Raw genomic sequence first — 22039 nt, forward strand, 5'->3', positions numbered from 1 at the left:
CGTTATGATGGCGTGAGAAGTTAGATGGAATATAGTGATAATATCATCATGATGCCTTTTGAACCGAAAAGACCGTATCAAGAGATCGGTTTAGTCCTTAGACAAGAACTTATCAATGGCCGTTACGTGGTCGGAGATAGGCTGCCGCCTGAGCGCGATATCGCAGAACGTCTCGACGTTAGCCGCACAGTAGTGCGTGAAGCGATCATCATGCTGGAGCTGGAAAACCTTGTCGAAGTGAAGAAAGGTTCTGGGGTGTATGTTATCAATATTCCATCTCAACCGAACTCCCGTGAGAACGTGATCAGCGATGATGCCGGTCCGTTTGAAATGCTCCAAGCTCGCCAGTTGCTTGAAAGTAACATTGCGGAATTTGCAGCGATGCAAGTAACGCCAGGCGACATCGTGAAAATGCGTGCAGCCCTTGAGTTAGAACGAGAAGAACTCGCCAGCGGCACCGCAGATTGTAACGGTGATGAGAAGTTTCATATGTGCATTGCAGAGGCAACTCAAAACTCTGTGCTGGTGGACATGCTGAAGCAATCTTGGGAGCGACGTGAGAGCAGCCCAATGTGGAATAAACTTCATTCTCACATTGCTGGTCAAGACTACCGTGAAGAGTGGTTAGACGATCACGCCAAAATCCTTGCCGCATTGCAGCGTAAAGATCCAATCGCTGCAAAAAATGCCATGTGGCAACACCTTGAAAACGTTAAACAGCGCCTGTTGGAGCTGTCTGACATCGATGACCCGAATTTTGATGGTTACTTATTCAGTTCCAATCCTGTTGTTCTGCAGGGCGCTGAAAACGGTTAACCACATTGCCGGCTTCGGTCGGCTCTAGTCAGCGCAGCTGCATTATCGTGGCTGCATATTAAGAAGTCGTTGTGCACTTAGCTTGATAAATTCGAGCGGGCTGAGTGCGTCTTAAAAAAGGTGAGTGTCATGGAACAAACTTGGCGTTGGTACGGTCCGAATGACCCTGTGTCGCTAGACGATATTCGTCAAGCAGGCGCAACAGGCATTGTGAATGCCTTGCATCACATTCCAAATGGTGAAGTGTGGTCTAAAGAAGAGATTTTAAAACGTAAAGCCATCATCGAAGAGAAAGGCTTAACGTGGTCGGTGGTTGAAAGTGTTCCTGTTCACGAAGAAATCAAAACTCAGACGGGCAACTTCCAACAATGGATCGACAACTACAAACAAACGCTGCGTAATCTTGCTGAGTGCGGCGTAGATACGGTCTGCTACAACTTTATGCCAGTACTCGACTGGACACGTACTGACCTTGAATTTGAAATGCCGGATGGCTCTAAAGCGCTACGCTTTGACCAAATCGCATTTGCGGCATTTGAACTGCATATTCTTAAGCGTCCGGGCGCAGAAGCGGATTATACCGAAGCTGAGCAAGCGCAAGCCCTTGAATACTTCAACAACATGACGGCGGATCAAATTCAACAACTGACAAGCAACATCATTGCTGGTTTGCCGGGCGCAGAAGAAGGTTACACACTAGAAGAGTTCCAAGCACAATTGGACCGTTACTCGGGCATCAGCAAAGACAAACTCCGTGAGCACATGGCGCACTTCTTGGCAGAACTCATGCCAGTGTGTGAAGCGCATGGTTTGAAGTTGGCGGTACACCCAGACGATCCACCGCGCCCAATTCTTGGCCTGCCACGCATTGTGTCAACCATCGAAGATATTGATTGGTTGACTGAAAAAGTACCAAGCAAAATGAATGGTTTAACCATGTGTACCGGCTCTTACGGTGTTCGTGGTGACAACGACCTAGTGAAAATGATTAAAAAGCACGGTGACCGTGTTTACTTCACTCACTTGCGTTCAACCAAACGTGAAGAAAGCAACCCGATGACATTCCACGAAGCGGCGCACCTTGATGGCGATGTGGATATGTACAATGTGGTGATGGCAATTTTGGATGAAGAACAACGCCGCGCAGAAGTGGGCGATCACCGTTTAATTCCTATGCGTCCTGACCATGGTCACCAAATGCTGGATGATTTGAAGAAGAAGACCAACCCAGGCTACTCAGCCATCGGTCGCTTGAAAGGTCTTGCGGAAGTGCGTGGTCTAGAGATGGCACTAAAACGCGCTTTCTACACTAAGTAATTGAATTTATTAAGCACACCAGAGAGTGTCATCAAACCATATTAATAAAAGCAAAAAACCGAAGCGTAATGCTTCGGTTTTTATTTAAGCTGATTAGGGATGAAGGGTGTTAATCGTCGTCATCCGGCACAAACTCTAAAATATCACCTGGTTGGCAATTTAAATGCGTACATATGGCTTCCAAAGTGGCTAACTTAACCGCCTTAGCACGACCATTTTTGAGTACCGATAAGTTTTGTTCAGTAATACCAATGAGCTTCGCTAGTTCATTAGAGCGCATCTTCCGTTTTGCCAGCATTACATCCAAGTTGATTACAATCGCCATATACCATTCACTTAAATTGTCAGCTCACTTTCTTCTTGTAGCTCGACTGCTCTATCCATCACTACAGCGATGACTCGGACAATAAAACCGATGACCATCATAGTAATGTCGCTGTCGTCTACTTCCGCTGACACATTCCAATTCCCGTCATTGTACGACAAAGCCAAGCTAAGAAGCACGTCCATCGTGACTTCAATAAACGGTGTTGCGATCAGTAAGTAGCTGAGTTTCTTGAAACACTCCGTATTTTGGCGTTCAAAAATCTGCCCTTTCTCATACAAACGGAAAAGGACGATGAGCTGCCACAGTAAGGCCACTGTCAGTAGTGTTGAGATCATGCTTGGGAAGTAGCCAATTATAGAACGCGTAACGGAAAGAGGGAGCGCCACTTCAATAGGAAAGGTGGCGTGAAACCACTCCGCATCAAACATAGTTGCCCCAAACCAAAAGACGGTATTGAGCACAACCGTGAAGATCATAGAAAACCAAAATAGGATAAGTAGCTTACGACTAAAGTTGCTTATGGAATGTTGAGACATGACAAACCTCATATCAGATTTAATTTTCGCTCATCCTAATCAGTTAAAAATAATATCGCAATAAAAACTTATCGTTTTACGATAATTTTTTATTGCTTTTCTTAATGCAAGTATTTAATGTTGCCAAGTGGATTTATAAAATTGATGAATAAAGGTATGGGGAATGAATAAGGCGATTTTTTTTACAACGACGTTGCTAACGGTATCTGCTCCTAGCTTAGCTGAGGGTATTTTTTTGGATGATTTGGCCAAAGACTACAATCTCGAAGAGAGCAATACATGGGAGAGTTCTCCATATGCGCTGGATACAACGCCAAAACATGACGCGTTTACCGATGATAAATGTACGCGAGGGACAGAAGAGCAATTCACATCTCTTGCCGATGCGAACAAAAAGAAAAACGTCGAGTGCTACATCACGCATTTTCCAAACAGCAACATTAAAACCCGCATGCAGTCGAATGACGATGGCGATGTTAGTGTTGGCTTCTCATGGGATTTTGATTAACCACAGTTATTTATTGTGAATTTTTGCTCTTTAACACTATGATTCTTAGCGTAAAAAGTGATCGAAAGTCACTTTTATAATGAAGAGTTGCAAATAATCTGCGTCTTTTTCTTTGCGATGTCGTCTTATTAGACACAACTATTTTGACCGGAGAATTCCATGTTCAAGCCGCAACCAACGCGTTCAGACATTAAAGATAAATTCATCAAGCACGATAGCCAAATGCTCAACCAAGTGTACGGAACAGACCAAGTCGTACCGTATTGGATTGCGGATATGGACTTTCCTATTGCATCACCTATTTTGCAAGCGATGCAGCAACTTGTCAGCCGTGAAACCTTCTCATACGAGTTTGATAGCAAGACGGTCTTTCAGTCCATTGCTGATTGGAATAAGGATTTGCATGGTCTTGAGCTTAGCACTGATAACTTTGTTCAAGTGCCGGGCGTACTGAGTGCGATTGCGCTACTGATTCGCGAGTTCACCAAAGAAGGTGAGGGCGTTCTGATCCAGACACCGGTTTATCATCAATTCCGACGTTTAATTGAATCTGCGGGTCGTACTGTTGTGGGCAACACAATGAAAATTGAAAACGACTACTACGTGATGGACTTTGAGCTACTTGAAAATCAGTTGAAAAGTGGTGAAGTGCAAATGATTTTGCTGTGCAACCCTCATAACCCAGTGGGGCGTGTTTGGACGAAAGCAGAACTAGAGCGCATGGTGGCGTTAGCTGAGAAATACAAGGTGATGATCATCAGCGATGAAGTGCATGCCGACATTGTGTTTGAAGGTTCCACCTTTACCAGTATGACTTCATTAGGTTATGAAAACAGCCTGACGATCATTGGCTCGCCGGCGAAAAATTTTGGTTTGAACAGCATCTCTAACGGTTATATTTACAGCGATAACCAAGCACTTTTCGAGAAAATCAAAGCGACGTCAGCTTCACTGTCTATCGATCATGGCAATGCGTTTACCACTTACGCGACGATTGCGGCTTACCAACAAGGTAAAGAGTGGTTTGAAGGTTTTTATGCCTACACGCAAAACAATCGTAACTGGATTATTGAGTTTATTGAACACAACTTGCCACAGGTGAAAGCATTCCTGCCACAAGGAACCAATCAAATTTGGTTGGATTTTTCTGGTTTAGAATTGGAATCTTCTCAGTTAAAAACCTTGCTGACAGAAGAAGCCAAAATGGCGCTAACGCCAGGTACTTGGTTTAGTGAACCCAATGAAAACTACTACCGCATGAACTTCGCTTGTTCTTTAGAGCAAATTCAAACCTCGTTTGAGTTGCTTAAAGCCGCTGTCGATAAACGTAAATAAGTGAAGTGGTAGGAGAATAAAACGATGACACAAACCATCACTAAAGGTATCAAAGCGCTAGCAGATGGCGCGGTTGAGTCTGAGTCTTAGCGGTCTATGTCATACTTGCCATACGGTTTATATTTCGATTGATATCGAATTATCTTTTTATGTATAGAGACCGTCGTATGTTAGCAGAGTGGTTGACGCACAAAGAGCAGCTCAAAAACTACATTGTCAAACAGACCAGTGATCCAGATTTAGCCGATGACATTTTGCAAGAGGTGTACATCAAGGCGAGTCAAAAGATCGACCAGTTAGAAGCGCGAAGCAAAATTAAAAGTTGGTTATATCGCATCACGCACAACGCGATCATGGATCACTATCGTACGCAGCAAAGTTATGAAGAGCTGATAGACAATCAGATTGAAGAGGAAATGCCGATAGAGCTGGAGAATCTACAAACCATGGGGCATTGTTTGCGCCCAATGTTTGAGTGCCTACCAGAGAAATATCGCCAAGCCATGATTTTGTCTGAACTCGATGGTTTGCCTCAACAAACGGTAGCGGATAAGTTGGGGCTTTCGCTTTCTGCGACGAAAAGCCGAATTCAGCGCGGTCGAGTTAAGCTCAAAGCCTTGTTAGTTGAGTACTGCAATGTTGAAGCCGGGCGAGGAGGTATCGTTGATTTCTCACCAGAACCGCAGTGCCTTCACATGGCTCAAATGTATAGTTCTGAAGTGGCATAAAGCTAAAATATCCGCTCGATTTACAATGTAAAAGCGCAGAGTTTTGGTTCTGCGTTCACATTTTTTAAAAGTTGTGGTTATTGAACGTATTAATTCTGACAAATGTAACGAATACATTCGATGATAACTCCGGTCTCTTGATTAGGGCGCGACATGTGAGGGCAGAAATGCCCTCCACTCCAACCTGTGTCGCGCCCGCTTTACCGTGAACAATGTGAAGTAAATAGGACTGAATAATGACAACGACGAAATTTACCGCAGGTGATTTGTTTCCCTCTATCACTCTACCAACGTTAAATGGCGATACAATCGTGCTAGGTAAGCCTTCAGAGAATGTCGATTGGCGTTTAGTGGTGGTTTATCGTGGCAAACATTGCCCTTTGTGTACTCGCTATCTCAACCAACTAGAGACACTAAAAGCGCGATTCTTACAACTCGGGATGGATATCGTAGCGGTGTCCGCAGATAGCCAAGCACAGCTAGAGCAGCATAAGGAGCAACTGACCGTCACGTTCCCAGTGGCTTATGGTCTGACAGTAGAGCAGATGCAAACGCTAGGTTTGTATATCTCGGAGCCTCGCTCAGAAAAAGAGACAGACCATCTCTTTGCAGAGCCAGGTTTGTTTGTGGTGAACAGTAAAGGACAAGTTCAGTTAGTCGATATTTCCAACGGTCCATTCGCTCGACCTGACCTAGAAGTCTTGCTCTCAGGGTTGGCGTTTATCCGTAACCCAGAAAATGATTACCCTATTCGTGGTACCTACCAAGCGGCAATCTAATCACTGTTTTGGTTTGAGGCATTAAAAACCAACAACGTTCGCAGACTTCCTCTTCTAAAATTGGATTGTTCGTCTCTTAGATTGTGGTAAAGTCCGCGCCTGCGATTTACCGCATCTTTTACTGCCTCTTCAATCAAAAGCACAAGGTTAAGCTAATGCCATTTTCTACTCTCTCTTTGAGTTCTGAGCTGATTCACGCACTGCCAAAAGACTTTAAGAAGCCAACTGATATTCAGGCTTTGGCTATTCCTGAGCTACTCAGTGGTAAAGATGTGTTGGCATTGGCAAATACAGGCAGTGGTAAAACCCTTGCGTATGGTTTGCCTTTGTTGGAAAAGCTAAGTGTAAATCCAGAGCAAAAAGCGCTGATTCTAGTACCTACACGTGAACTGGCGATACAAGTGAGCGAGGCGATTAACCAAGTTGGTCAATCTATTGGTCTCAACGCAGTGTGTTTGTGTGGTGGTGTTGATAAAGAGCAGCAACTACAAGCACTTGCGTCAAATCCCCACATTCTTGTGGCGACAACCGGTCGTTTAGTTGATCTGGTCAACAACGGTTTGGTCCTGAGTAATATCCATTATCTAGTGTTGGATGAAGCGGATCGTTTGCTGGATATGGGCTTTTGGCCAGACGTGCAAAATATTGCAGGACAGATTTCAAACCAGCGTCAAACCGCGATGTTCTCAGCAACGTTTTCTGATGAGTTGAAGGGCAAAGCCAAGCAACTCATGCACGCACCAAAACAGGTAGCAGCGCATCAAGAAAACAGCACCAATCGAGATATTGCCGAAACGCTGTATCTCGTCAACAAAGGCAGCAAAACCAAAGCGTTGGTTGAACTGATCAAGCAAAATTCATGGGCGCAGGTATTGGTATTTATTGGCGCGAAAGAGAACGCTGATGGTTTGGCGAAGAAATTGAACAAAGCTGGAATTACAACCAATGCGCTGCACGGTAATAAGAGCCAAGCAGAGCGAGAAGAAGCGCTGGCGCAGTTTAAGTCCGGGCAAACACAGGTGTTGATCGCTACCGATCTATTAGCTCGCGGTATTCACATCGAGCAACTACCAGTAGTGATTAACTTTGAGTTGCCAATGCACGCTGAGACTTACGTTCACCGAGTTGGGCGCACAGCCCGTGCGGGCGAGCAAGGTGTTGCAATGTCGCTGGTCTGCCATGGAGAAAGTGAAGCGCTTACAGCGATCCGTAACTTGACGCAACGTGAATTGCCAACGCAAGACCTTGAAGGTTTCCCTGTAACGGATAAGCCATCAACAGGCGAAAGCAAGCGCGCCCCACGTGATAAAAAAGCCAATCGCCGAACCAATGCCAAAAAGAGCATTAAGCAGTTTCAAGGTAAGCCGAAACGTCAAGCGCCTAAAGCTAAATGAGCAAAACCAAATAAAAAAAAGCCATCGTAATGATGGCTTTTTAATTAAATGGAGTGTGTGTCTAAATAAGGGTAGTGCTTAGAAGTTGTAAGAAACTGTCGCGCCTACTGCCCATTGGTTTGCACTGTCTACGATAGAAGAATCGCTGATGCCACTACCTAGACGAGTGTATTGTGATACTTGGCTGATTTGCCAGTGCTCAGTGATTGGCACTACCAGTTTGTAACCTAAACCGTAGTTTACGGTTGCATCGCCTTTGTATGCTTTGCGGTTTGCACGTGCTTCTTTGTCTGTTACACCGAAGTAGTAATCAACGTAATCTTTGCTTTGGTAAGACACGCTCGCAAATGGTACGAAATCAACATTACCGATATTCATGATATGGAAGTAAGTAGCACCACCTTGGAAGCCTTTGTAAGCACCTGATACATCATGTTGTAGGTAAGTTGAGATCACGTTGTTTGGATCAAGTCTGAAGTCTGCGTTCAAACCTAGATCGATCGCGATATCACGTCGTTTCGTACCTTTTAGGCTTTTCGCTACATCGCTATCACGAGGTACACCGCTACCTACCACGTAAGCACTCATGTTAAGTAGTTCATCGTTGTCACCTAGGAAACGGTAGTTAATACCGCCTAAATCAGCGTTGAAGTCTTCACCATGGTAGCCACCGTTTAGAACTGGTGCAGTGTTGTGTTTTTGGTCTTTGAAAAGATCGCTCGCTTGTACTACGCCAGCTTCGACCATCCAGCCACCTTCGTTGTTGTAGATGTTACCGTTACGAATGTAAGTATCACCCGCTGTTGCCGTGCCTGCAGCCGTCAACGTTAATAATGCAATAATTGTTTTGTTCATTGTTCTGTCCCAGTTGTTTGGTTTTGAACACTGTACAAAATAAAATTGTAACCCTCTATCAGCAGAGCGTATGGAAGTGTAATGATGACTTTAAGAAATGTATGGTTTCGCTTAAAAAACGCTAAGAAGTAGAACCATGCCCGCTGTGAAGGCATGGTTGAGACATTGGTATAGATGATCTCTATCGCCGTTGAGATGGTTTAACTGGGTTTGCGGTGAAGGTACTTCATGACTTTCCCTTGCTTCCACATCATAACGCCTGTGATAGCAACGACGGGAACAAGTACAAATAACGTTAACGTCATGAACATTTCATTTGCCTTCAGCGGTGAATAAAGCGCTGCACCCACCAACAGCGCACACAATATATGCATCCATCTTAAAACCAATCTTACTAACTGTCCGCTCATTGCCTTTCTCCTTTGCTTTGTTTCAATACACGATACAGAGCAAAGTGATGACGGTTTTGGTTTTGAGATAAAACGCCTAATAGCGTTATAAGTGAACGTATAGAATGATGAATGGTTTTATGCTGAGCAGATAACTTTCGGAATGTATCTAAGACCCAACATAGTGCACCCGTCTTCCAAGTAGCTATCGGTGACAACATCGAAGCCGAATTTGCCGTAGTAACCTTTCAAGTGCGCTTGTGCGGATATAAAAATGCTGTCGTTCGGGTAGATCTTCCTTGTGGCATCGAAGCTCACTTGCATCAATTGGTTGCCGATGTTTTTCCCTCTGTAATCTTCTGCGACGATAACGCGACCGATACACACGTCATTGGCATCAGAGTTCAGCAAGGGTAAAACGTCAACGGGGTATCCGAGTTTCGGAGGCATAATACGACTATAAGCCACCAGACGTTCGTTATCATATCCCATCACATGGTAGGTGTCGGGATGGTTATCCTTACCATCCAAATCGCTGTATGGCGTGTTCATGTCTACGATGAAAATATTGACTCTTTGCTGCAAAAAATCGTAAAGCTCTTGAACAGACAGATCTGCGAATTTCTTAATTCTCCATTCGAGCATCATGCTTCCCCTTGTATTATTTTGGGTACAACATAAAGAGTATTTGTGCGTGATTCATTAACCTTTGTTAATTGCTAAGTTCCAGCTTAAATACAGATTTGCTGTTTTGAACGGCTAAAAAGCAAAAGCCCCACTGAATTGGTTGTGGGGCGGATATCGGAAGGGATACGCTTTGTTCTCTCGGGGAGTCAAAACGGGAATTAACCCGCAGTCGGACCAACCAAACGCATTTCCCAATCTTCGACTTCACCGGTTTCTAAGCGGCGTTCAACAAGCTTGCCCCAAGATTCAACCAATGGAAGTTCCGCTAGTTGGCTTAGCTCTGTTTTATCTAGGCAACCAGTAAATACTGCGCCCATGATGCGAGCCAATGACCAGTCTGGGTAAGGTCTTTCCCATAGAATAATTTCGTCACCTGCGCCGATATCGCCTTCTTGCAACACTCGGAAGTACCAGCCTGTTCGAAGCGTGTCTTGCAGCCTTCTCGCCATGTCGTTTTGCTCGAAGCGGACGTTGAGTTTCCAGCAGGGCATGCGCCCTTGGGATACTTCTAACAAGGTTGAGCCGATGCGGATCTTATCTTTCAGGCAAATGGACGCTTCTGTTACGCCGCTTGAGCTTAAGTTCTCACCGAACGCGCCAGCTGATTGGAAAATCGCTTTGTCGCCCAACTCTTGTTGCCAAATCGGATAGTGCTCGCTTGGGTAAATATGAAGGGCTTTTTGAATCCCACCATGAAAGCGCGGATCGCCTTGTTCGTCATTGGTAAAACCCAGTTCTGTTGCGTGCTGACGCTGAGGTAGAACCTGTTTGTTAATCGCACTTTTCGCACCATGTGCAAAGGCAACGGTTTTACCTGCTAATACGCTGTTAACTACGCCTAACTTCTTCATATTCTTTCCTTATCGCTAAAACTGATTTGCCAAACGGCGTGAGACAAAATCACGTTATCGCTCACCCAATGATTTGAATACCGGAATCGCTGCCAGTACTTCAATGCGCTTTTCTGTGCTTTTTAAGTAACGCGTTTCGCTATCTGAAACCAACACATGACGTTGATAACCTTCCGCTTTAGGAAACTTGGTTAACACGGTTTCAAGCGATGCTTCGCACTTGTCTTGGTTGATGTTATCAATATCGACTTTGAATAAGAGTTGGTTTTCTTTGGATATTTCAACTTGATATCGCATACGTCGCACCTCACGGCTTCATTCACTTTGCCGAGCATGATAGCCTAGTGAACTCGTGTCAGAGTAGGGATGTAAGGACAGTTAATAATGCCAACCCGCCAAATCGATTCTCACTCCGGTGTCATGACCTCCAATGAGATGATGGCTGCCAATCCTCACTCTCCAGCTTTGGTTAAGACCATCGACATGCCGAAAGGTTACATTGATGCGCTGCACCAACACACGTGGCATCAAGTCATTTTCCCGATCAAAGGGCTATTGCAAACCAAAACCGAGCACTACCAACACCTTGTGCCTCATACCTCTGCGCTGTTTGTACCTGCGGGTATTCAACATGAATCCATCGCGCTAAGCCATACGACATTTGTCGGTATCTATCTAAACCCTAAGTTTGGTACTGAGTACGAGCATCAAGTTAGAACCATCACTCTCACGCCGTTCTTAAACGAGTTGTTACAGGAAATACGCCGCCAGTGCGAAGGGCTCGTGAGTGATGAGGAAGTATCACGATTGCTTGGCGTGTTGCATGATCAAATCATGAAAGATAACGTGCAGACCTTTCAGTTACTGCTGCCAGAAGACAGGCGCTTAAAGCTGATATTTGAAGCGCTGACCGACACGCCAGCATTAGATTGGTCACTCAAACAGTGGGGAGAGACAGTAGGCGCATCTGAGCGAACATTGTCGCGCCTGTTCTCCAAAGAGTTCAACACCTCATTTCAACTTTGGCGGCAACAAATTCGGCTGATTTATTCGCTCTCTTTGCTAGATGAAGAGCTCTCGATCCAAAGCATTGCCGATCAAGTGGGGTATCAAAATGACTCTTCTTACATCAAAGCGTTTAAAGCCTATTTTGATGTCACCCCACAGCAGTTTCGCGTGAATGGTCGACGGGGATAGTGAGTGCAGCCTTGTCTACAGCATCAATCTCGTCCATCACACTACTCTAACGGCAACTGGAAAGTACTCTTAATTTCCTTTACGGATACGTTGGATTGAATGGCGCTGATGCCTTTCACGCGGCGAATCGCACTGATGCGGTCAAAGTATTCGTCTAAATCTCTCGCCACCACTTGCACCATATAATCTGCGCTGCCAGCAATGCAGTGACACATTAAGATCCAGTCGGTTTCAGCGACAAAGTCTTCAAAAGGCGTGGTGTTTTCTACTTCATGACTGCCTAGTGTCACCAGCGTAAAACCAGAGACTTGGAAACCGAGCTTTTTGCGGTTCAGCTTTGCTGCATAACCCTCAATGTAGCCTTCCTCTTCCATCTTTTTCCAGCGTCGCCAGCAGGGCGTTTCACTCAGGTTAACGGTCTCGGCAAGCTTAGAGTTACTCATGCGACCATCTTTCTGAATATGGTCAAGAATGGCGAAATCGGTACTATCCAATTCAAAATTGGTGGATTCTTTCTTTTTCATGGTTATTCTGGAAATAGTCTGCTCAAATTTGCTTTTATCGTAGCTCAGATAGCAATTTTCTTTCTACCCAAATCGTTAGACTGTTCCCATATTCGTTGATTACTTTTTGGGAGAGAGTGCATGAGTGCTCAATTGTTGGCGGCATTTTTGTTGTTTGCCGTTTCTATTTCTTTAACGCCGGGAGCTGGTAACGTCGCGCTGTTAGGTATTTCAAGCCGATATGGGTTTTCTGCGACCGTACCGTTCGTATTGGGCAATGCAGTCGGGGTGATCATCATGTTGGTTGGTGCAAGTGTGGGGCTTGTCAGTTTGTTTACCCTTTACCCTGATTTGTACACGGCGTTAAAGTGGATTGGTGCGGCGTACCTGCTGTATCTCGCATGGTCGATTGCCACAATGGAACTCGACAACGATTTGAATGCGAAAAAGTCTGGCTTTTTATCTGGCGTTTGGGTGCAAATTCTTAATCCGAAAAGTTGGGTCGCATCGCTGACAGTGTTCTCTCAATTTATCTCGCCAAACAATGATTACCTGACACAGGTGGTGATCATTATCAGCGTAATGGTGGGAACTGGTGTGCTGGGGATGTTTGCGTGGGCGTACTTTGGCACAGTATTGAACCGCTTTATTCAGTCACCACAAAAGGTGGTGTGGGTAAACCGATGCATGGGCAGCAGCCTAGCGTTAGTGGTGGTGTTTATGCTGAGTCAGCCCGTTTAAGCTCTTATCCAATTTGACGCGCGCGCCGAGAAAACGTTATATACCCGTTTCGCTATGGCGCGCCATATTCTCTCTAGCAATTCAGTGGTATCAAGATGAGCTTAACTAAGACCAACTCGACCAAGACAAACACTCGCGTTAATCAACTGAGCTTTGGCTCGCCAAGTGTGTCATTGGTGCTGGAGCATGTTGAGCTAGAGCCACTGGCTTTGGGTAAACTGCGCGTGCAAATCGAAGCCACGAACATTAATCCAAGTGACCAATTGTCGATTCAGGGAGTAGGGCAGTATCGTCGTGTGCATGTACCGCCGCGAGTGCCTGGGTTTGAAGCGGTAGGGCGTGTGGTTGAGATAAACGATCCGCATCAAACTGAATTTCACATTGGGCAAAAGGTGCTGGTGGCACAAAGCGGGACTTGGCAAAGCTATGTCGATACGCCTGCGGAGAATGTCTTTGTAGTGCCGGAAGATCTTGAGAGCGGCTATGCTTGCCAGTTGTATATCAATGCCCTGACGGCTTGGGTGATCACCACTCACGTTGCCAAGTTAGGTAAAGATGACGTGGTGATCATCAACGCGGGCAATTCTGCGATTGGTAAGATCTTCGCTCAGTTGTCGCACTCACTTGGATTTACTTTAATTGCGATAAGCTCCGCGCCAGAGCGTTATCCATACGATTCCATTGCAGTGTTAGATAGCAAGCAAGATCTGCAATCTCAAATTGATGCCCGAGAGTTACCTCAACCCAATGTTGCATTCGATGCCATTGGCGGCAAGTTGGGTACAGAACTCATCCAAATTGTGCGTAATTCGGGAATATACATCAATTATGGAACGCTTTCACTCACCCCTTATGAGCCAGCTTTCTTCGCTTGTATGAAGCAAAACAATATCGACTTCAGTACGTTCTTTTTGCGCTATTGGGAAGAGTCAGTTGGTAAGACCGTTCGCAAACAAGTCTTTGCTGAGATGCTAGAACACTTTATGGAACACCAGATACAACTCGATGTGGATCGCTACCTTCCGTTAGGACAGTTCCAGCGTGCTTTTGAGCTGATAGAAGATGAGACAGTCACGCTGCAAGGCAAAATTATACTGACCATGTAGTAACAGTATTCAAACACCTTGAGGTTACTGGGTAAATTGAAGAACAAAAAAGGGATGGTATTCACCATCCCTTTTTTGTTTTTGTTTGGATTATCGGAACTGTGGCATGTAGTCGAGGTTAGCTTCAATCGTCTCTTCTAGAGCCTTTTCTAGAATCGTTCCAGTGGTCACGAGCGGGTTCAAAATCAATGCTCGATGCGCGGCATTGCGGTCGCCTGTGACAGCCGCTTCTACCGTGAGTGATTCAAAGTCTTTCATCAATTGAATCAAGCGCAGCGTATCGCTTGGGAATGGCGCGACGTTTAAAGCCACAGGTCCCGATTTTGTGATCATGCAGCTGACTTCCACCGCGCAATCGTCAGGTAAACCTGCAATGGCACCGTTGTTACGGGTGTTTACGTGCATGATGGTGCGCTTATCGTTGTAGATAGAGCTCATCAGCTCGCAGGCAGCTTCTGAGTAGTATTGACCACCACGCTTTTCGAGCTCTTTTGGTTTTTCGTTGAGCTCTGGATTGCGGTAGATATCGAACAGTCGTTTCTCCATAGCTTTGACCACTTCACCGCGTGTGCCTTCGCCGTTCGCTTCTTCAATCTCTTGGCTCATGATGTCTTCGCTGGTGTAGTAATAGCGCAGGTAAGCACACGGGATCATCCCCATATTACGCAGCAACTCTTGTGGCCAGTCGAATGGAGGAATATTTTGCGGCACCAAAGGATCGTTGCCGGATAGGATCTCTTCGACCACTTCTTGCAGTTTGTCACGACCTTCGTGCAGGATCTGACGTGCCCAGATAAAGTGGTTCAAACCCGCAACTTGCAGTACAAACTCTTGCTCGCTAGCACCTAGCATTTGGGCGATGCCTTTTTGCATGATCACTGGCACGTTACATAAACCGACCGCTTTCACTTTGGTGTGTTTGAGAATCGCTTCTGTAACCATGCCTGATGGGTTGGTAAAGTTTAGCAACCAAGCATCTGGACACAACACTTCCATCTCTTTACAGATTTCCAGCGCGATAGGAATGGTGCGACAGGCATTGGCAAAACCGCCTAGCCCATTGGTCTCCTGACCGATCATGCCGTACTTCAGCGAGATGCGTTCATCACGGATTCGACCTTCCAAGCAGCCAGCGCGAAATTGAGAACATACAAAGTCTGCGTCTTTCAAAGCAGCTTTGCGATCCAAGGTGACGTGCACATCAATATGCGACATGTCGTTTTTAGCCAACATGCGACGTGTTAAATCGCCAATGATGCTGACTTTCTCTGCGCCATCTTCGATATCAACCAACCACAGTTCGCCGATTGGCAGTTCATGATTGCGTTTGATCAGACCTTCGATCAGCTCTGGTGTGTAGCTAGAGCCTGCGCCAATGATGGTAATTTTAAGATTCTTTTTCATCGTGATGTTCTCGTTATGGATAAGACAGTTTGATTAAAATGCATCTTTATTGGCTTCACAAACCAAACAAATCTTGCTATGGATTAGCACAGCTAATTTATAGAAGGTTGAGTAATGGACAGAAAGCAGCAGATGCTCTCCAATATGTACACTTTTGCGATTGCAGGTAAGTTTCTTAGCTTTACCAAAGCAGCGGAAGAGCTTTTCATTACCCAAGGGGCGGTGAGCCAGCGAATCAAATCGTTAGAGGAGCAACTGGGTTTCAGCTTGTTTGTGCGTATGACGAGACGATTAGAACTGACCAAAGAAGGTGAGCGATTACTGCATGCATTAAACCAATCGTTCGAAGTTATTTTCTCTGAGCTCGAAGACATCAAGTTTAATGAACTGCGCGGTGAGTTATATATCGGAGCAGCTCCGACGTTCGCCCAGAGTTGGCTTCTGCCAAGGTTGCCAGATTTCCAACGTTTGTACCCGCATCTCAATATAAAACTGAGGGTGAAAGCGAGCCGTTTGGACTTTCAACATGAGCCCGTCGATATCGCGATTTACTACAGCGATAGCGAACATCCGGGTTTTTACCATCAGCGTTTATTTGATGAAGTGCTGTTGCCGGTTTGTAGCCCCAAATACTTTAACGACCATTTTACTGAGCCAGCACCACTACTTGAGCAGTTGGCCGGCGTGACTTTTATTCATTGCTCTGAATCATTAGAGGCGAGTGAACCTAATCAAGAATGGGCGATGTGGTTGGACAAACAATCTAACCCGCTACTCAACACACTTAACGTGATGGACAGAACTTACTTATTTAATCACGCCGATATGGCAATGACAGCGGCTAAGAACGGAATGGGGTTGGGGATCGCTCGCGAATCTTTAGTGAAAAGCAGCCTAGAAAACGGTGAACTAGTGGCACATTTTGAGCGCGTAAGTGCAGAGCGAGGCTACGATTTGATCTGTCTAAATGGGCAACAACACAGACCAAAGAATGCTGCATTTATTGAATGGCTTGAGACGCAGTTGCCAAAAAATGAATAAGGGGATGATAGGGTAGGTAAGCTTAGCTTCCTCCCTTTACTCTGTGAGAAGGGAGGAAGAACAAGTATTGTAATTAACTCGCGATAATTTCATCCATTAGGCGATCGATTTGTACTACGACTTGTTCGCTGGCGTCTTCCATGGCGTTAATTGCAGTCACCATGCCTGCCATGTTGCCAGATTTGGCTTGGCTCATTGCTTCACGTCCACCGTCATGCACGCCTTTGTGTGGTTCTTCAAGCAATGCATAGCTTCTTAAGTGGCTGTAAGCCTTGCCATCGCCACGGTAGTACCACTGACCCAAGCGACACTCAGAGTGGCTATTAACGGTTTCACCAAACGCGCCTTTTTGTAGGAGACGGTAGATATTGTTCTTCCAAATGGCGTGGTCGAGTTTGACCGTATCCAAGAAAGCGCGTGTGGAAGCAATATGGATCACCTGTTGCATGTGTTCCGATTTCACGACCACTTCGTTGACAATAGAACCAATCTGCGCAGAAGAGGCAGACACTTCCTCAGCACAAGTTTGGTTTTCATCAATCGAGGTTTTAATCGCGTTCACTTGCGTTAGTACTTGGTTCACCAAAGAATCAATCTGCTCACTGGCTTCGCTGGCTTTGCCGGCAAGGTTTCTTACCTCATCTGCTACCACGGCAAATCCGCGGCCTGCTTCACCGGCTCGTGCTGCTTCAATCGCTGCATTTAATGCCAACAAATTCGTTTGGTCAGAAATCTCTTGAATAGTCGATACAAGAAGGGAAATAGAAGTGGCAGTTTTATCTAATATTTGAACAGATTCAATGCTTTGTGAGGCTTGCGTACTGATCTTTACGGCTCGGTTATCAAGACGAGCAAGAGCTTGATGAGTCTGCTTAAACATTTCATCTAGTTGTTGCAGCTCTTGGTTTTCATGCGCCATAGATTGCGCACTCTCCACCATCTCTGTTCGAATGGTTTGGAGCATATCTCCACCTTTCAAACTGCTCGACATCAACTCATCACTATTGTGGTGTTCCTGTTGAGCGGAGCGAACAAGCTGCTGAGCCTCTTGGAGCTGATTTTCCAGAGCGGCAACGTCAGTTTGGTACTTCTGTTTGAGGTCTGCTAATTCTTGCTTTAGCAGCTCATTTTCTGATTTGATTCGTTTTAATCCAAACATAGGTTCTATAAATGTGACAGGATGTTAAAAAATCCATGCTAATCGAGTTGGATATCGAATACACGATCACTTTCATATCTTTGCTTGGTGTAATCACACTTTTTCGGTAGGGCTTTATACAAACAAGAGGTCTCAGATTTTGTTGCTTACCTGATAACCTCTGTTCTTTCTATCCGCTCATGAGCCGTTTTTAAAGCTCTTGCATCAATTGGATGTAGTTACCACAGGTATCGTCAAGTACCGCAATCATGACCGTGCCTGCTTCTCGTGGCTCAATTGAGAACTGCACGCCAAGCTCAGTTAATCTTGCATATTCTTTATTTAGGTCATCGACCGCAAACGACGTCCATGGGATTCCGGCTTCTTTCAACGCGTCTTGGTATACTTTTGCTGGGCCAAATGCCATCGGTTCTAACAATAATTCCACGCCAGATTGCTCTTGTGGAGAGACCACTGTTAGCCATTTGTGCTCACCAATTGGTACTTCTGTTTTTTTAATGAAACCAAGGATATTGGTATAGAAATCGAGAGCTCTATCTTGATCGTTAACAGGAACGCTGGTTAGGGAAATTCTGATCACGGGTATTCACCTTTACTGTTTTGGAATAAGTAAAAGATAGCGAAAGCTTGGCTCAAAAACTTATTCTAGATTGCTTTTATATATTTTTTGAAACGCTTTGGGGGAGTAACCTGTGCTCTTTCTAAAGACACTCGAAAACGTGGTTAAGCTCTCATAGCCAACCTGAAAACAAGTATCCGTAATCGAGTGACCTTCCTTGAGCAGCACTTTGGCTTTTTTAATCCGCATATCCCTTAAATAGCTTCGCGGCGTGACACCATACATCTGTTTGAAAATCCGCACATAGTGAAAGCGTGACATAAAAGCCGCTTTGGCTAAGTCGTTTAGCTCGATGTTTTCTGAGTGATGCTTTTCCATAAATGCCTTGGACTGCCTGATCAGGAGGTACTGTTTTGGGCTCAACGGCATCTCGCTGTACACGCGATCGATTTCTTGTTCATAAAAGGTTTTTGGGCGAGATGGCATCGTATTTCACAAAGCGAAAGAGAGTGGTTTTAGTCTAACACTGGAAGCAGATTCGTGGAGGTTATCTACTTCTCACTTTACTCAAAACCGTCCAACACCCACTTCCTCGCACTTTTTTGCTCTTTTCTGCTGAGTGATTTACTGACGATGCCTGGTTCATTCTGAATAAAAATAAATCACTCATTAACGTAAAGAATGTAAATGAGATTAATTATCATTAATGTTGTGTATTATGCTTCGTACCACGTTGTTGTTTATAAAATATAAGTAGTATTATGAAACTGAAGTCACTATCAGCAGCCATCACCGTTGCCATTGCCTCTTTTGCTGCTCACGCTTCCGATGAAAATATTGTTGTTGTCGGTTCTGCCCTTGATCAACTTGTTCAAACTGAGATTAACGCTGAAACGTTAGAGCTCAAACAAGCGTCGGATATTAAAGACGTATTGAACACCATGCCGAGTGTTACGGTTGACGGTAACGCTCGTTACTCTCGTAAAGTTTACATTCGCGGTATGGAAGACAAATTCTCTGTCGTAACCATTGATGGTGCGCGTCAAGAAGGTCAGCTATTCCACCACTCGGGCGACCAAACGTTCGATCCTGCGATGCTTAAGTTAGCTGAAATCACGCTAGGTGGTAACTCAGTACTGTCTGGTGCTGGTGCGATTAACGGCTCATTTAAATACGAAACGAAAGATCCCAGCGATCTACTTTCGGAAGGCGAAAGCGTCGGTGCTCGCGTTAAAACGGGGTATCAAACGGCTTATGAGCGCTTCACGACGAATGTTGCGGTTTACGCGCAGTTGAATGATGAACTTCAGTTGATGGGTATCATCAACTACTCAGAAGACGGCGATCTTTACATTCCTGGTAAAGATGACGTGACTTCAAAGCAAGGTGAACTGAAATCTGGCTTGGTGAAGCTAGTCTTCGTTCCAAACGATGCTAATGAATTTAAGCTTACTTTTAACACCTACCAAGATGGCGGTAAGCGTCAGCTATCAGGTGAAAAAGCAGGCGCACTTTACCTGCATGATGATCACAACTACAACTCACTTAACCGTGATACCGTGACGTTCGAGCACCGTTTCGATAATGGAAGCGACTTGGTTAACCTAAAAACCAACTTGTACTACAACCGTCAATACATGGAACGCGACGCGTTAGTCGAAGAGTACGGCGATTGGAAGAAGGTGAACGGCGCTTGGGAATTCACCAAAGATGGTGACCTATCGATTCCTGATCGCGAATACAACGTGACGACCATTGGTGGTGACATCCGCAATATCTCTTGGGTTGGTGAACACGAGCTGACTTACGGCTTCGAAGGCTACAAAGCGGAGCAGTGGATTGACTCTGGTTTAGGTCACTACACCTCAGGTTCAAAACAAGGTCAAACGAAGAACTACGACATGGATGGCGGTACTGTAACGGCTTACGGTATTTACGCTCAAGATGCGTTTGAGATTAATGACTTCCGTTTCGTAACTGGTCTTCGCTACGATGTTCATGAGCTGGGTGGCGTGTTTAAAGGTAAATACGATCAACTATCGCCTAAGTTCCAAGGTGAATACCAAACCACAGACAACCTAAAACTTCGTATTGGTTACGGTCGTCTATTCAAAGGGGCTTCATTGCCAGAAACGCTAACCATGAAAGCGGCGAGCGATGTTAAACAGTCTGATACCAAAGCGATGACGGGTAACAACTACGAAGCAGGCTTTGATTACGACATGTCTGGTTTGCTGATGGCAGACGATGCAATCCTTGGTTTTACTGCTTACCAGTATGATCTAGATAACCAAATGCACCCAACCAAAAACAACACAACTTTGGTAAACCAATACGATGTTGAAGTTTGGGGTGTAGAGACGGTATTCACCTACAGCATTGAAGACTTCGCGCTTTACGCAAACCACTCATACTCTGATGGTGAGCAAACGAGCCTGAAGAATGGCAAGAAGAGCCACATGAACAAAACTGGTATCCATAACATCAAGGCGGGCTTCAAGTACGATCTAACCAGCGAGTTTGTGTTCGGCTGGGATTCACGTTTCGTTCCGGGTAATGATTACAAAGACGAAGATGGTGACAAGATTGAACGTGCAGGTTTTGCAACGCACAACCTATGGGCGGCTTACGTACCAGATTTTGCAAAAGACCTATCACTTAACTTAGCGGTAGACAACCTATTCAACAAGCAGTACGCAGAGCATACAGGCTTTGGTATTTCTTGGGGTTCAGATAAGTACACTAGCTACGAAGCTGGTCGTAACTTCAAAGCGTCAGTGGCTTACAGCTTCTAAGTGATAAATTACTCTTAAAAACAAAACCCCGATAATTGGTTATCAATTATCGGGGTTCTTTTTATCTAACTTTGCCTATCAAGGTGCAACAAGCATTACTTGGTATGGAAGATCTGCTCGGTTTCTAGCGACGTCATCGCGCGAACTTGACGCCAGATGTAGTAGAAAATACCAAACATCATCAACATACTTGGGATAGCAATCATTGGGTAGCTGTAAAGGGTGAGCTTACCCAACTCTTCATTGAACGCCGCTGTGCCCGATGGACTAGTCACAATCCAAGTTGCTAGAAAATAGTTCATCGCAGATGAGAAAGCGAAGGTGCTAGCGAACAGATAGTTCGACGACATCAGGCAACGCTCAAATGCTTGCGTTTTACCATTCTGCTCTAAACGTTCGTTAATCAGTTGTAGGTTCAAGATGGTATCGTTCAATACAAGCTTTTGCATTAGCGGATAACGAGTGAAGGTTGAGCCTAACACTGCAATACCTATCAGACCTGGAATCAACGCCTCTTTTAACGCTAACCAACGTGTGTCTAGCTCTAACAAGCCAATACCACCGGTTAACAGCACACTGATAAAACCAAGTGCAGAAATGAAGTTGAATTTCTTGTTGCGGATAAGATCCATGCCGCCATAAACCAATGGGAACGCCAAGGCAACAACGAGTGCCATTGCTGTACCTAGGTGTTCTTCACCGCTGAACTTCATCAAAATGAAGGAAGGGATGATGACGTTAAACAGGACTTCGAATAATGGATTCGACTTTTTCGCCGTGGTGTTACTCATAATTTTACTGACTCTACTATGTAGGCTTGGGTTTTACTTTGTGAGAAGTGTTCTACTCCTTGCGCCAGATGTAAAGTCTTAAAGCCCCGAGTTGTGTAACGACTTATGAAATGGGATGGTAATATTGCTTTATTTCCGTAAGTTGTGTTTGGCGGGGCAAATATGTGTTGCATCGTGATCTCAAAACCGCCGTGCGCTTAAAACGCTAAATTTGGCAGTG

General features: G+C 45.1%; 25 protein-coding genes. 12 read left to right on the forward strand and 13 right to left on the reverse strand.

Annotated features, from left to right (window positions below):
* Nucleotides 1-24 precede the first annotated feature (24 nt).
* Together MHO32_RS18265 and uxuA are read left to right on the forward strand one after the other, a co-directional pair.
* On the forward strand, nt 25-816 hold the full coding sequence (locus MHO32_RS18265) for an FCD domain-containing protein (protein WP_005449971.1): 792 nt from the start codon (nt 25-27) through the stop codon (nt 814-816).
* Nucleotides 817-945: 129 nt separating this feature from the next.
* Nucleotides 946-2133: a mannonate dehydratase gene (gene uxuA, locus MHO32_RS18270; protein ID WP_005449973.1), complete on the forward strand. Its 1188-nt coding sequence runs from the start codon at nt 946-948 to the stop codon at nt 2131-2133.
* A gap of 109 nt (nt 2134-2242) precedes the next feature.
* Here uxuA and MHO32_RS18275 read toward each other — a convergent pair whose 3' ends face one another.
* Complete coding sequence (locus MHO32_RS18275; protein WP_005429033.1) at nt 2243-2458, reverse strand: helix-turn-helix domain-containing protein; 216 nt, start codon at nt 2456-2458, stop codon at nt 2243-2245.
* 11 nt (nt 2459-2469) lie between these two features.
* Nucleotides 2470-2997, reverse strand: a complete 528-nt coding sequence (locus MHO32_RS18280; RefSeq protein WP_005449975.1) for a DUF2975 domain-containing protein — start codon at nt 2995-2997, stop codon at nt 2470-2472.
* Nucleotides 2998-3160: 163 nt separating this feature from the next.
* Here MHO32_RS18280 and MHO32_RS18285 point away from each other — a divergent pair, with 163 nt between their 5' ends.
* From MHO32_RS18285 to MHO32_RS18305, 5 genes are all read left to right on the forward strand, one after another.
* The gene (locus MHO32_RS18285) at nt 3161-3505 is read left to right on the forward strand and encodes a hypothetical protein (protein WP_005449978.1); all 345 of its coding nucleotides are present in this window, start codon (nt 3161-3163) and stop codon (nt 3503-3505) included.
* 159 nt (nt 3506-3664) lie between these two features.
* Entirely contained in the window at nt 3665-4840 is a 1176-nt protein-coding gene (locus MHO32_RS18290) for a MalY/PatB family protein (RefSeq protein ID WP_239213328.1), read from the forward strand.
* 167 nt (nt 4841-5007) lie between these two features.
* Nucleotides 5008-5568: an RNA polymerase sigma factor SigZ gene (gene sigZ / locus MHO32_RS18295; RefSeq protein ID WP_050907672.1), complete on the forward strand. Its 561-nt coding sequence runs from the start codon at nt 5008-5010 to the stop codon at nt 5566-5568.
* A 236-nt stretch (nt 5569-5804) separates the two neighbouring features.
* Nucleotides 5805-6347, forward strand: a complete 543-nt coding sequence (locus MHO32_RS18300) for a peroxiredoxin-like family protein (protein WP_005449990.1) — start codon at nt 5805-5807, stop codon at nt 6345-6347.
* A gap of 155 nt (nt 6348-6502) precedes the next feature.
* A complete protein-coding gene (locus MHO32_RS18305) occupies nt 6503-7741 on the forward strand; it encodes a DEAD/DEAH box helicase (RefSeq protein WP_239213330.1) in 1239 nt (412 codons plus the stop codon).
* 78 nt (nt 7742-7819) lie between these two features.
* Here the strand turns inward: MHO32_RS18305 and ompV are convergent, their stop codons facing one another.
* From ompV to MHO32_RS18330, 5 genes are all read right to left on the reverse strand, one after another.
* Nucleotides 7820-8596, reverse strand: a complete 777-nt coding sequence (gene ompV, locus MHO32_RS18310; RefSeq protein ID WP_009695852.1) for an outer membrane protein OmpV — start codon at nt 8594-8596, stop codon at nt 7820-7822.
* Nucleotides 8597-8796: 200 nt separating this feature from the next.
* The gene (locus MHO32_RS18315) at nt 8797-9006 is read right to left on the reverse strand and encodes a hypothetical protein (protein WP_005449994.1); all 210 of its coding nucleotides are present in this window, start codon (nt 9004-9006) and stop codon (nt 8797-8799) included.
* A gap of 117 nt (nt 9007-9123) precedes the next feature.
* Entirely contained in the window at nt 9124-9630 is a 507-nt protein-coding gene (locus MHO32_RS18320; protein WP_239213346.1) for a GNAT family N-acetyltransferase, read from the reverse strand.
* Between the two features lie 200 nt (nt 9631-9830).
* Nucleotides 9831-10523: an MOSC domain-containing protein gene (locus MHO32_RS18325; protein WP_239213332.1), complete on the reverse strand. Its 693-nt coding sequence runs from the start codon at nt 10521-10523 to the stop codon at nt 9831-9833.
* 54 nt (nt 10524-10577) lie between these two features.
* Nucleotides 10578-10820 (reverse strand): hypothetical protein, encoded by a 243-nt coding sequence (locus MHO32_RS18330; protein WP_005429049.1) that lies wholly within the window; start codon nt 10818-10820, stop codon nt 10578-10580.
* 84 nt (nt 10821-10904) lie between these two features.
* On the opposite strand from MHO32_RS18330, the gene MHO32_RS18335 reads away from it, so the two are divergent.
* Nucleotides 10905-11720: an AraC family transcriptional regulator gene (locus MHO32_RS18335; RefSeq protein ID WP_017818268.1), complete on the forward strand. Its 816-nt coding sequence runs from the start codon at nt 10905-10907 to the stop codon at nt 11718-11720.
* A gap of 41 nt (nt 11721-11761) precedes the next feature.
* Here MHO32_RS18335 and MHO32_RS18340 read toward each other — a convergent pair whose 3' ends face one another.
* Nucleotides 11762-12244 (reverse strand): Lrp/AsnC family transcriptional regulator, encoded by a 483-nt coding sequence (locus tag MHO32_RS18340; protein ID WP_005450000.1) that lies wholly within the window; start codon nt 12242-12244, stop codon nt 11762-11764.
* A 120-nt stretch (nt 12245-12364) separates the two neighbouring features.
* On the opposite strand from MHO32_RS18340, the gene MHO32_RS18345 reads away from it, so the two are divergent.
* Nucleotides 12365-12964 (forward strand): LysE family translocator, encoded by a 600-nt coding sequence (locus MHO32_RS18345; protein ID WP_009695858.1) that lies wholly within the window; start codon nt 12365-12367, stop codon nt 12962-12964.
* 95 nt (nt 12965-13059) lie between these two features.
* Nucleotides 13060-14070, forward strand: a complete 1011-nt coding sequence (locus tag MHO32_RS18350) for a zinc-dependent alcohol dehydrogenase family protein (protein ID WP_239213334.1) — start codon at nt 13060-13062, stop codon at nt 14068-14070.
* A 90-nt stretch (nt 14071-14160) separates the two neighbouring features.
* Here MHO32_RS18350 and MHO32_RS18355 read toward each other — a convergent pair whose 3' ends face one another.
* Nucleotides 14161-15474 (reverse strand): 6-phospho-beta-glucosidase, encoded by a 1314-nt coding sequence (locus tag MHO32_RS18355; protein WP_239213336.1) that lies wholly within the window; start codon nt 15472-15474, stop codon nt 14161-14163.
* A 114-nt stretch (nt 15475-15588) separates the two neighbouring features.
* Here MHO32_RS18355 and MHO32_RS18360 point away from each other — a divergent pair, with 114 nt between their 5' ends.
* On the forward strand, nt 15589-16515 hold the full coding sequence (locus MHO32_RS18360; RefSeq protein ID WP_038897667.1) for a LysR substrate-binding domain-containing protein: 927 nt from the start codon (nt 15589-15591) through the stop codon (nt 16513-16515).
* A 73-nt stretch (nt 16516-16588) separates the two neighbouring features.
* On the opposite strand, the gene MHO32_RS18365 is transcribed toward MHO32_RS18360, so the two are convergent.
* The 3 genes from MHO32_RS18365 to MHO32_RS18375 form a co-directional block, all read right to left on the reverse strand.
* Entirely contained in the window at nt 16589-17674 is a 1086-nt protein-coding gene (locus MHO32_RS18365; protein ID WP_009695860.1) for a methyl-accepting chemotaxis protein, read from the reverse strand.
* 190 nt (nt 17675-17864) lie between these two features.
* The gene (locus tag MHO32_RS18370) at nt 17865-18254 is read right to left on the reverse strand and encodes a VOC family protein (protein ID WP_017818265.1); all 390 of its coding nucleotides are present in this window, start codon (nt 18252-18254) and stop codon (nt 17865-17867) included.
* A 60-nt stretch (nt 18255-18314) separates the two neighbouring features.
* The gene (locus MHO32_RS18375) at nt 18315-18719 is read right to left on the reverse strand and encodes a helix-turn-helix transcriptional regulator (protein ID WP_005450005.1); all 405 of its coding nucleotides are present in this window, start codon (nt 18717-18719) and stop codon (nt 18315-18317) included.
* A 275-nt stretch (nt 18720-18994) separates the two neighbouring features.
* On the opposite strand from MHO32_RS18375, the gene MHO32_RS18380 reads away from it, so the two are divergent.
* Nucleotides 18995-21028 (forward strand): TonB-dependent receptor, encoded by a 2034-nt coding sequence (locus tag MHO32_RS18380; RefSeq protein WP_009695861.1) that lies wholly within the window; start codon nt 18995-18997, stop codon nt 21026-21028.
* Nucleotides 21029-21123: 95 nt separating this feature from the next.
* On the opposite strand, the gene MHO32_RS18385 is transcribed toward MHO32_RS18380, so the two are convergent.
* Nucleotides 21124-21819, reverse strand: a complete 696-nt coding sequence (locus MHO32_RS18385; RefSeq protein ID WP_005450007.1) for a VC0807 family protein — start codon at nt 21817-21819, stop codon at nt 21124-21126.
* Nucleotides 21820-22039 lie beyond the last annotated feature (220 nt).

The organism is Vibrio sp. MMH1-50 (genome assembly GCF_022347645.1).
Taxonomy (GTDB): Bacteria; Pseudomonadota; Gammaproteobacteria; order Enterobacterales; family Vibrionaceae; genus Vibrio; species Vibrio harveyi.

What these genes read in the sequence shown, in the direction of transcription:
- uxuA (WP_005449973.1), top strand. Translation starts at nt 946, where the DNA reads ATGGAACAAACTTGGCGTTGGTACGGTCCGAATGACCCTGTGTCGCTA.
- MHO32_RS18280 (WP_005449975.1), bottom strand. Translation starts at nt 2,997, where the DNA reads ATGTCTCAACATTCCATAAGCAACTTTAGTCGTAAGCTACTTATCCTA.
- MHO32_RS18340 (WP_005450000.1), bottom strand. Translation starts at nt 12,244, where the DNA reads ATGAAAAAGAAAGAATCCACCAATTTTGAATTGGATAGTACCGATTTC.
- MHO32_RS18360 (WP_038897667.1), top strand. Translation starts at nt 15,589, where the DNA reads ATGGACAGAAAGCAGCAGATGCTCTCCAATATGTACACTTTTGCGATT.
- MHO32_RS18315 (WP_005449994.1), bottom strand. Translation starts at nt 9,006, where the DNA reads ATGAGCGGACAGTTAGTAAGATTGGTTTTAAGATGGATGCATATATTG.
- MHO32_RS18345 (WP_009695858.1), top strand. Translation starts at nt 12,365, where the DNA reads ATGAGTGCTCAATTGTTGGCGGCATTTTTGTTGTTTGCCGTTTCTATT.
- MHO32_RS18330 (WP_005429049.1), bottom strand. Translation starts at nt 10,820, where the DNA reads ATGCGATATCAAGTTGAAATATCCAAAGAAAACCAACTCTTATTCAAA.
- MHO32_RS18385 (WP_005450007.1), bottom strand. Translation starts at nt 21,819, where the DNA reads ATGAGTAACACCACGGCGAAAAAGTCGAATCCATTATTCGAAGTCCTG.
- MHO32_RS18285 (WP_005449978.1), top strand. Translation starts at nt 3,161, where the DNA reads ATGAATAAGGCGATTTTTTTTACAACGACGTTGCTAACGGTATCTGCT.
- MHO32_RS18300 (WP_005449990.1), top strand. Translation starts at nt 5,805, where the DNA reads ATGACAACGACGAAATTTACCGCAGGTGATTTGTTTCCCTCTATCACT.
- MHO32_RS18365 (WP_009695860.1), bottom strand. Translation starts at nt 17,674, where the DNA reads ATGTTTGGATTAAAACGAATCAAATCAGAAAATGAGCTGCTAAAGCAA.
- MHO32_RS18305 (WP_239213330.1), top strand. Translation starts at nt 6,503, where the DNA reads ATGCCATTTTCTACTCTCTCTTTGAGTTCTGAGCTGATTCACGCACTG.
- MHO32_RS18290 (WP_239213328.1), top strand. Translation starts at nt 3,665, where the DNA reads ATGTTCAAGCCGCAACCAACGCGTTCAGACATTAAAGATAAATTCATC.
- MHO32_RS18275 (WP_005429033.1), bottom strand. Translation starts at nt 2,458, where the DNA reads ATGGCGATTGTAATCAACTTGGATGTAATGCTGGCAAAACGGAAGATG.
- MHO32_RS18355 (WP_239213336.1), bottom strand. Translation starts at nt 15,474, where the DNA reads ATGAAAAAGAATCTTAAAATTACCATCATTGGCGCAGGCTCTAGCTAC.
- sigZ (WP_050907672.1), top strand. Translation starts at nt 5,008, where the DNA reads ATGTTAGCAGAGTGGTTGACGCACAAAGAGCAGCTCAAAAACTACATT.
- MHO32_RS18380 (WP_009695861.1), top strand. Translation starts at nt 18,995, where the DNA reads ATGAAACTGAAGTCACTATCAGCAGCCATCACCGTTGCCATTGCCTCT.
- MHO32_RS18325 (WP_239213332.1), bottom strand. Translation starts at nt 10,523, where the DNA reads ATGAAGAAGTTAGGCGTAGTTAACAGCGTATTAGCAGGTAAAACCGTT.
- MHO32_RS18320 (WP_239213346.1), bottom strand. Translation starts at nt 9,630, where the DNA reads ATGCTCGAATGGAGAATTAAGAAATTCGCAGATCTGTCTGTTCAAGAG.
- ompV (WP_009695852.1), bottom strand. Translation starts at nt 8,596, where the DNA reads ATGAACAAAACAATTATTGCATTATTAACGTTGACGGCTGCAGGCACG.
- MHO32_RS18265 (WP_005449971.1), top strand. Translation starts at nt 25, where the DNA reads ATGGAATATAGTGATAATATCATCATGATGCCTTTTGAACCGAAAAGA.
- MHO32_RS18375 (WP_005450005.1), bottom strand. Translation starts at nt 18,719, where the DNA reads ATGCCATCTCGCCCAAAAACCTTTTATGAACAAGAAATCGATCGCGTG.
- MHO32_RS18350 (WP_239213334.1), top strand. Translation starts at nt 13,060, where the DNA reads ATGAGCTTAACTAAGACCAACTCGACCAAGACAAACACTCGCGTTAAT.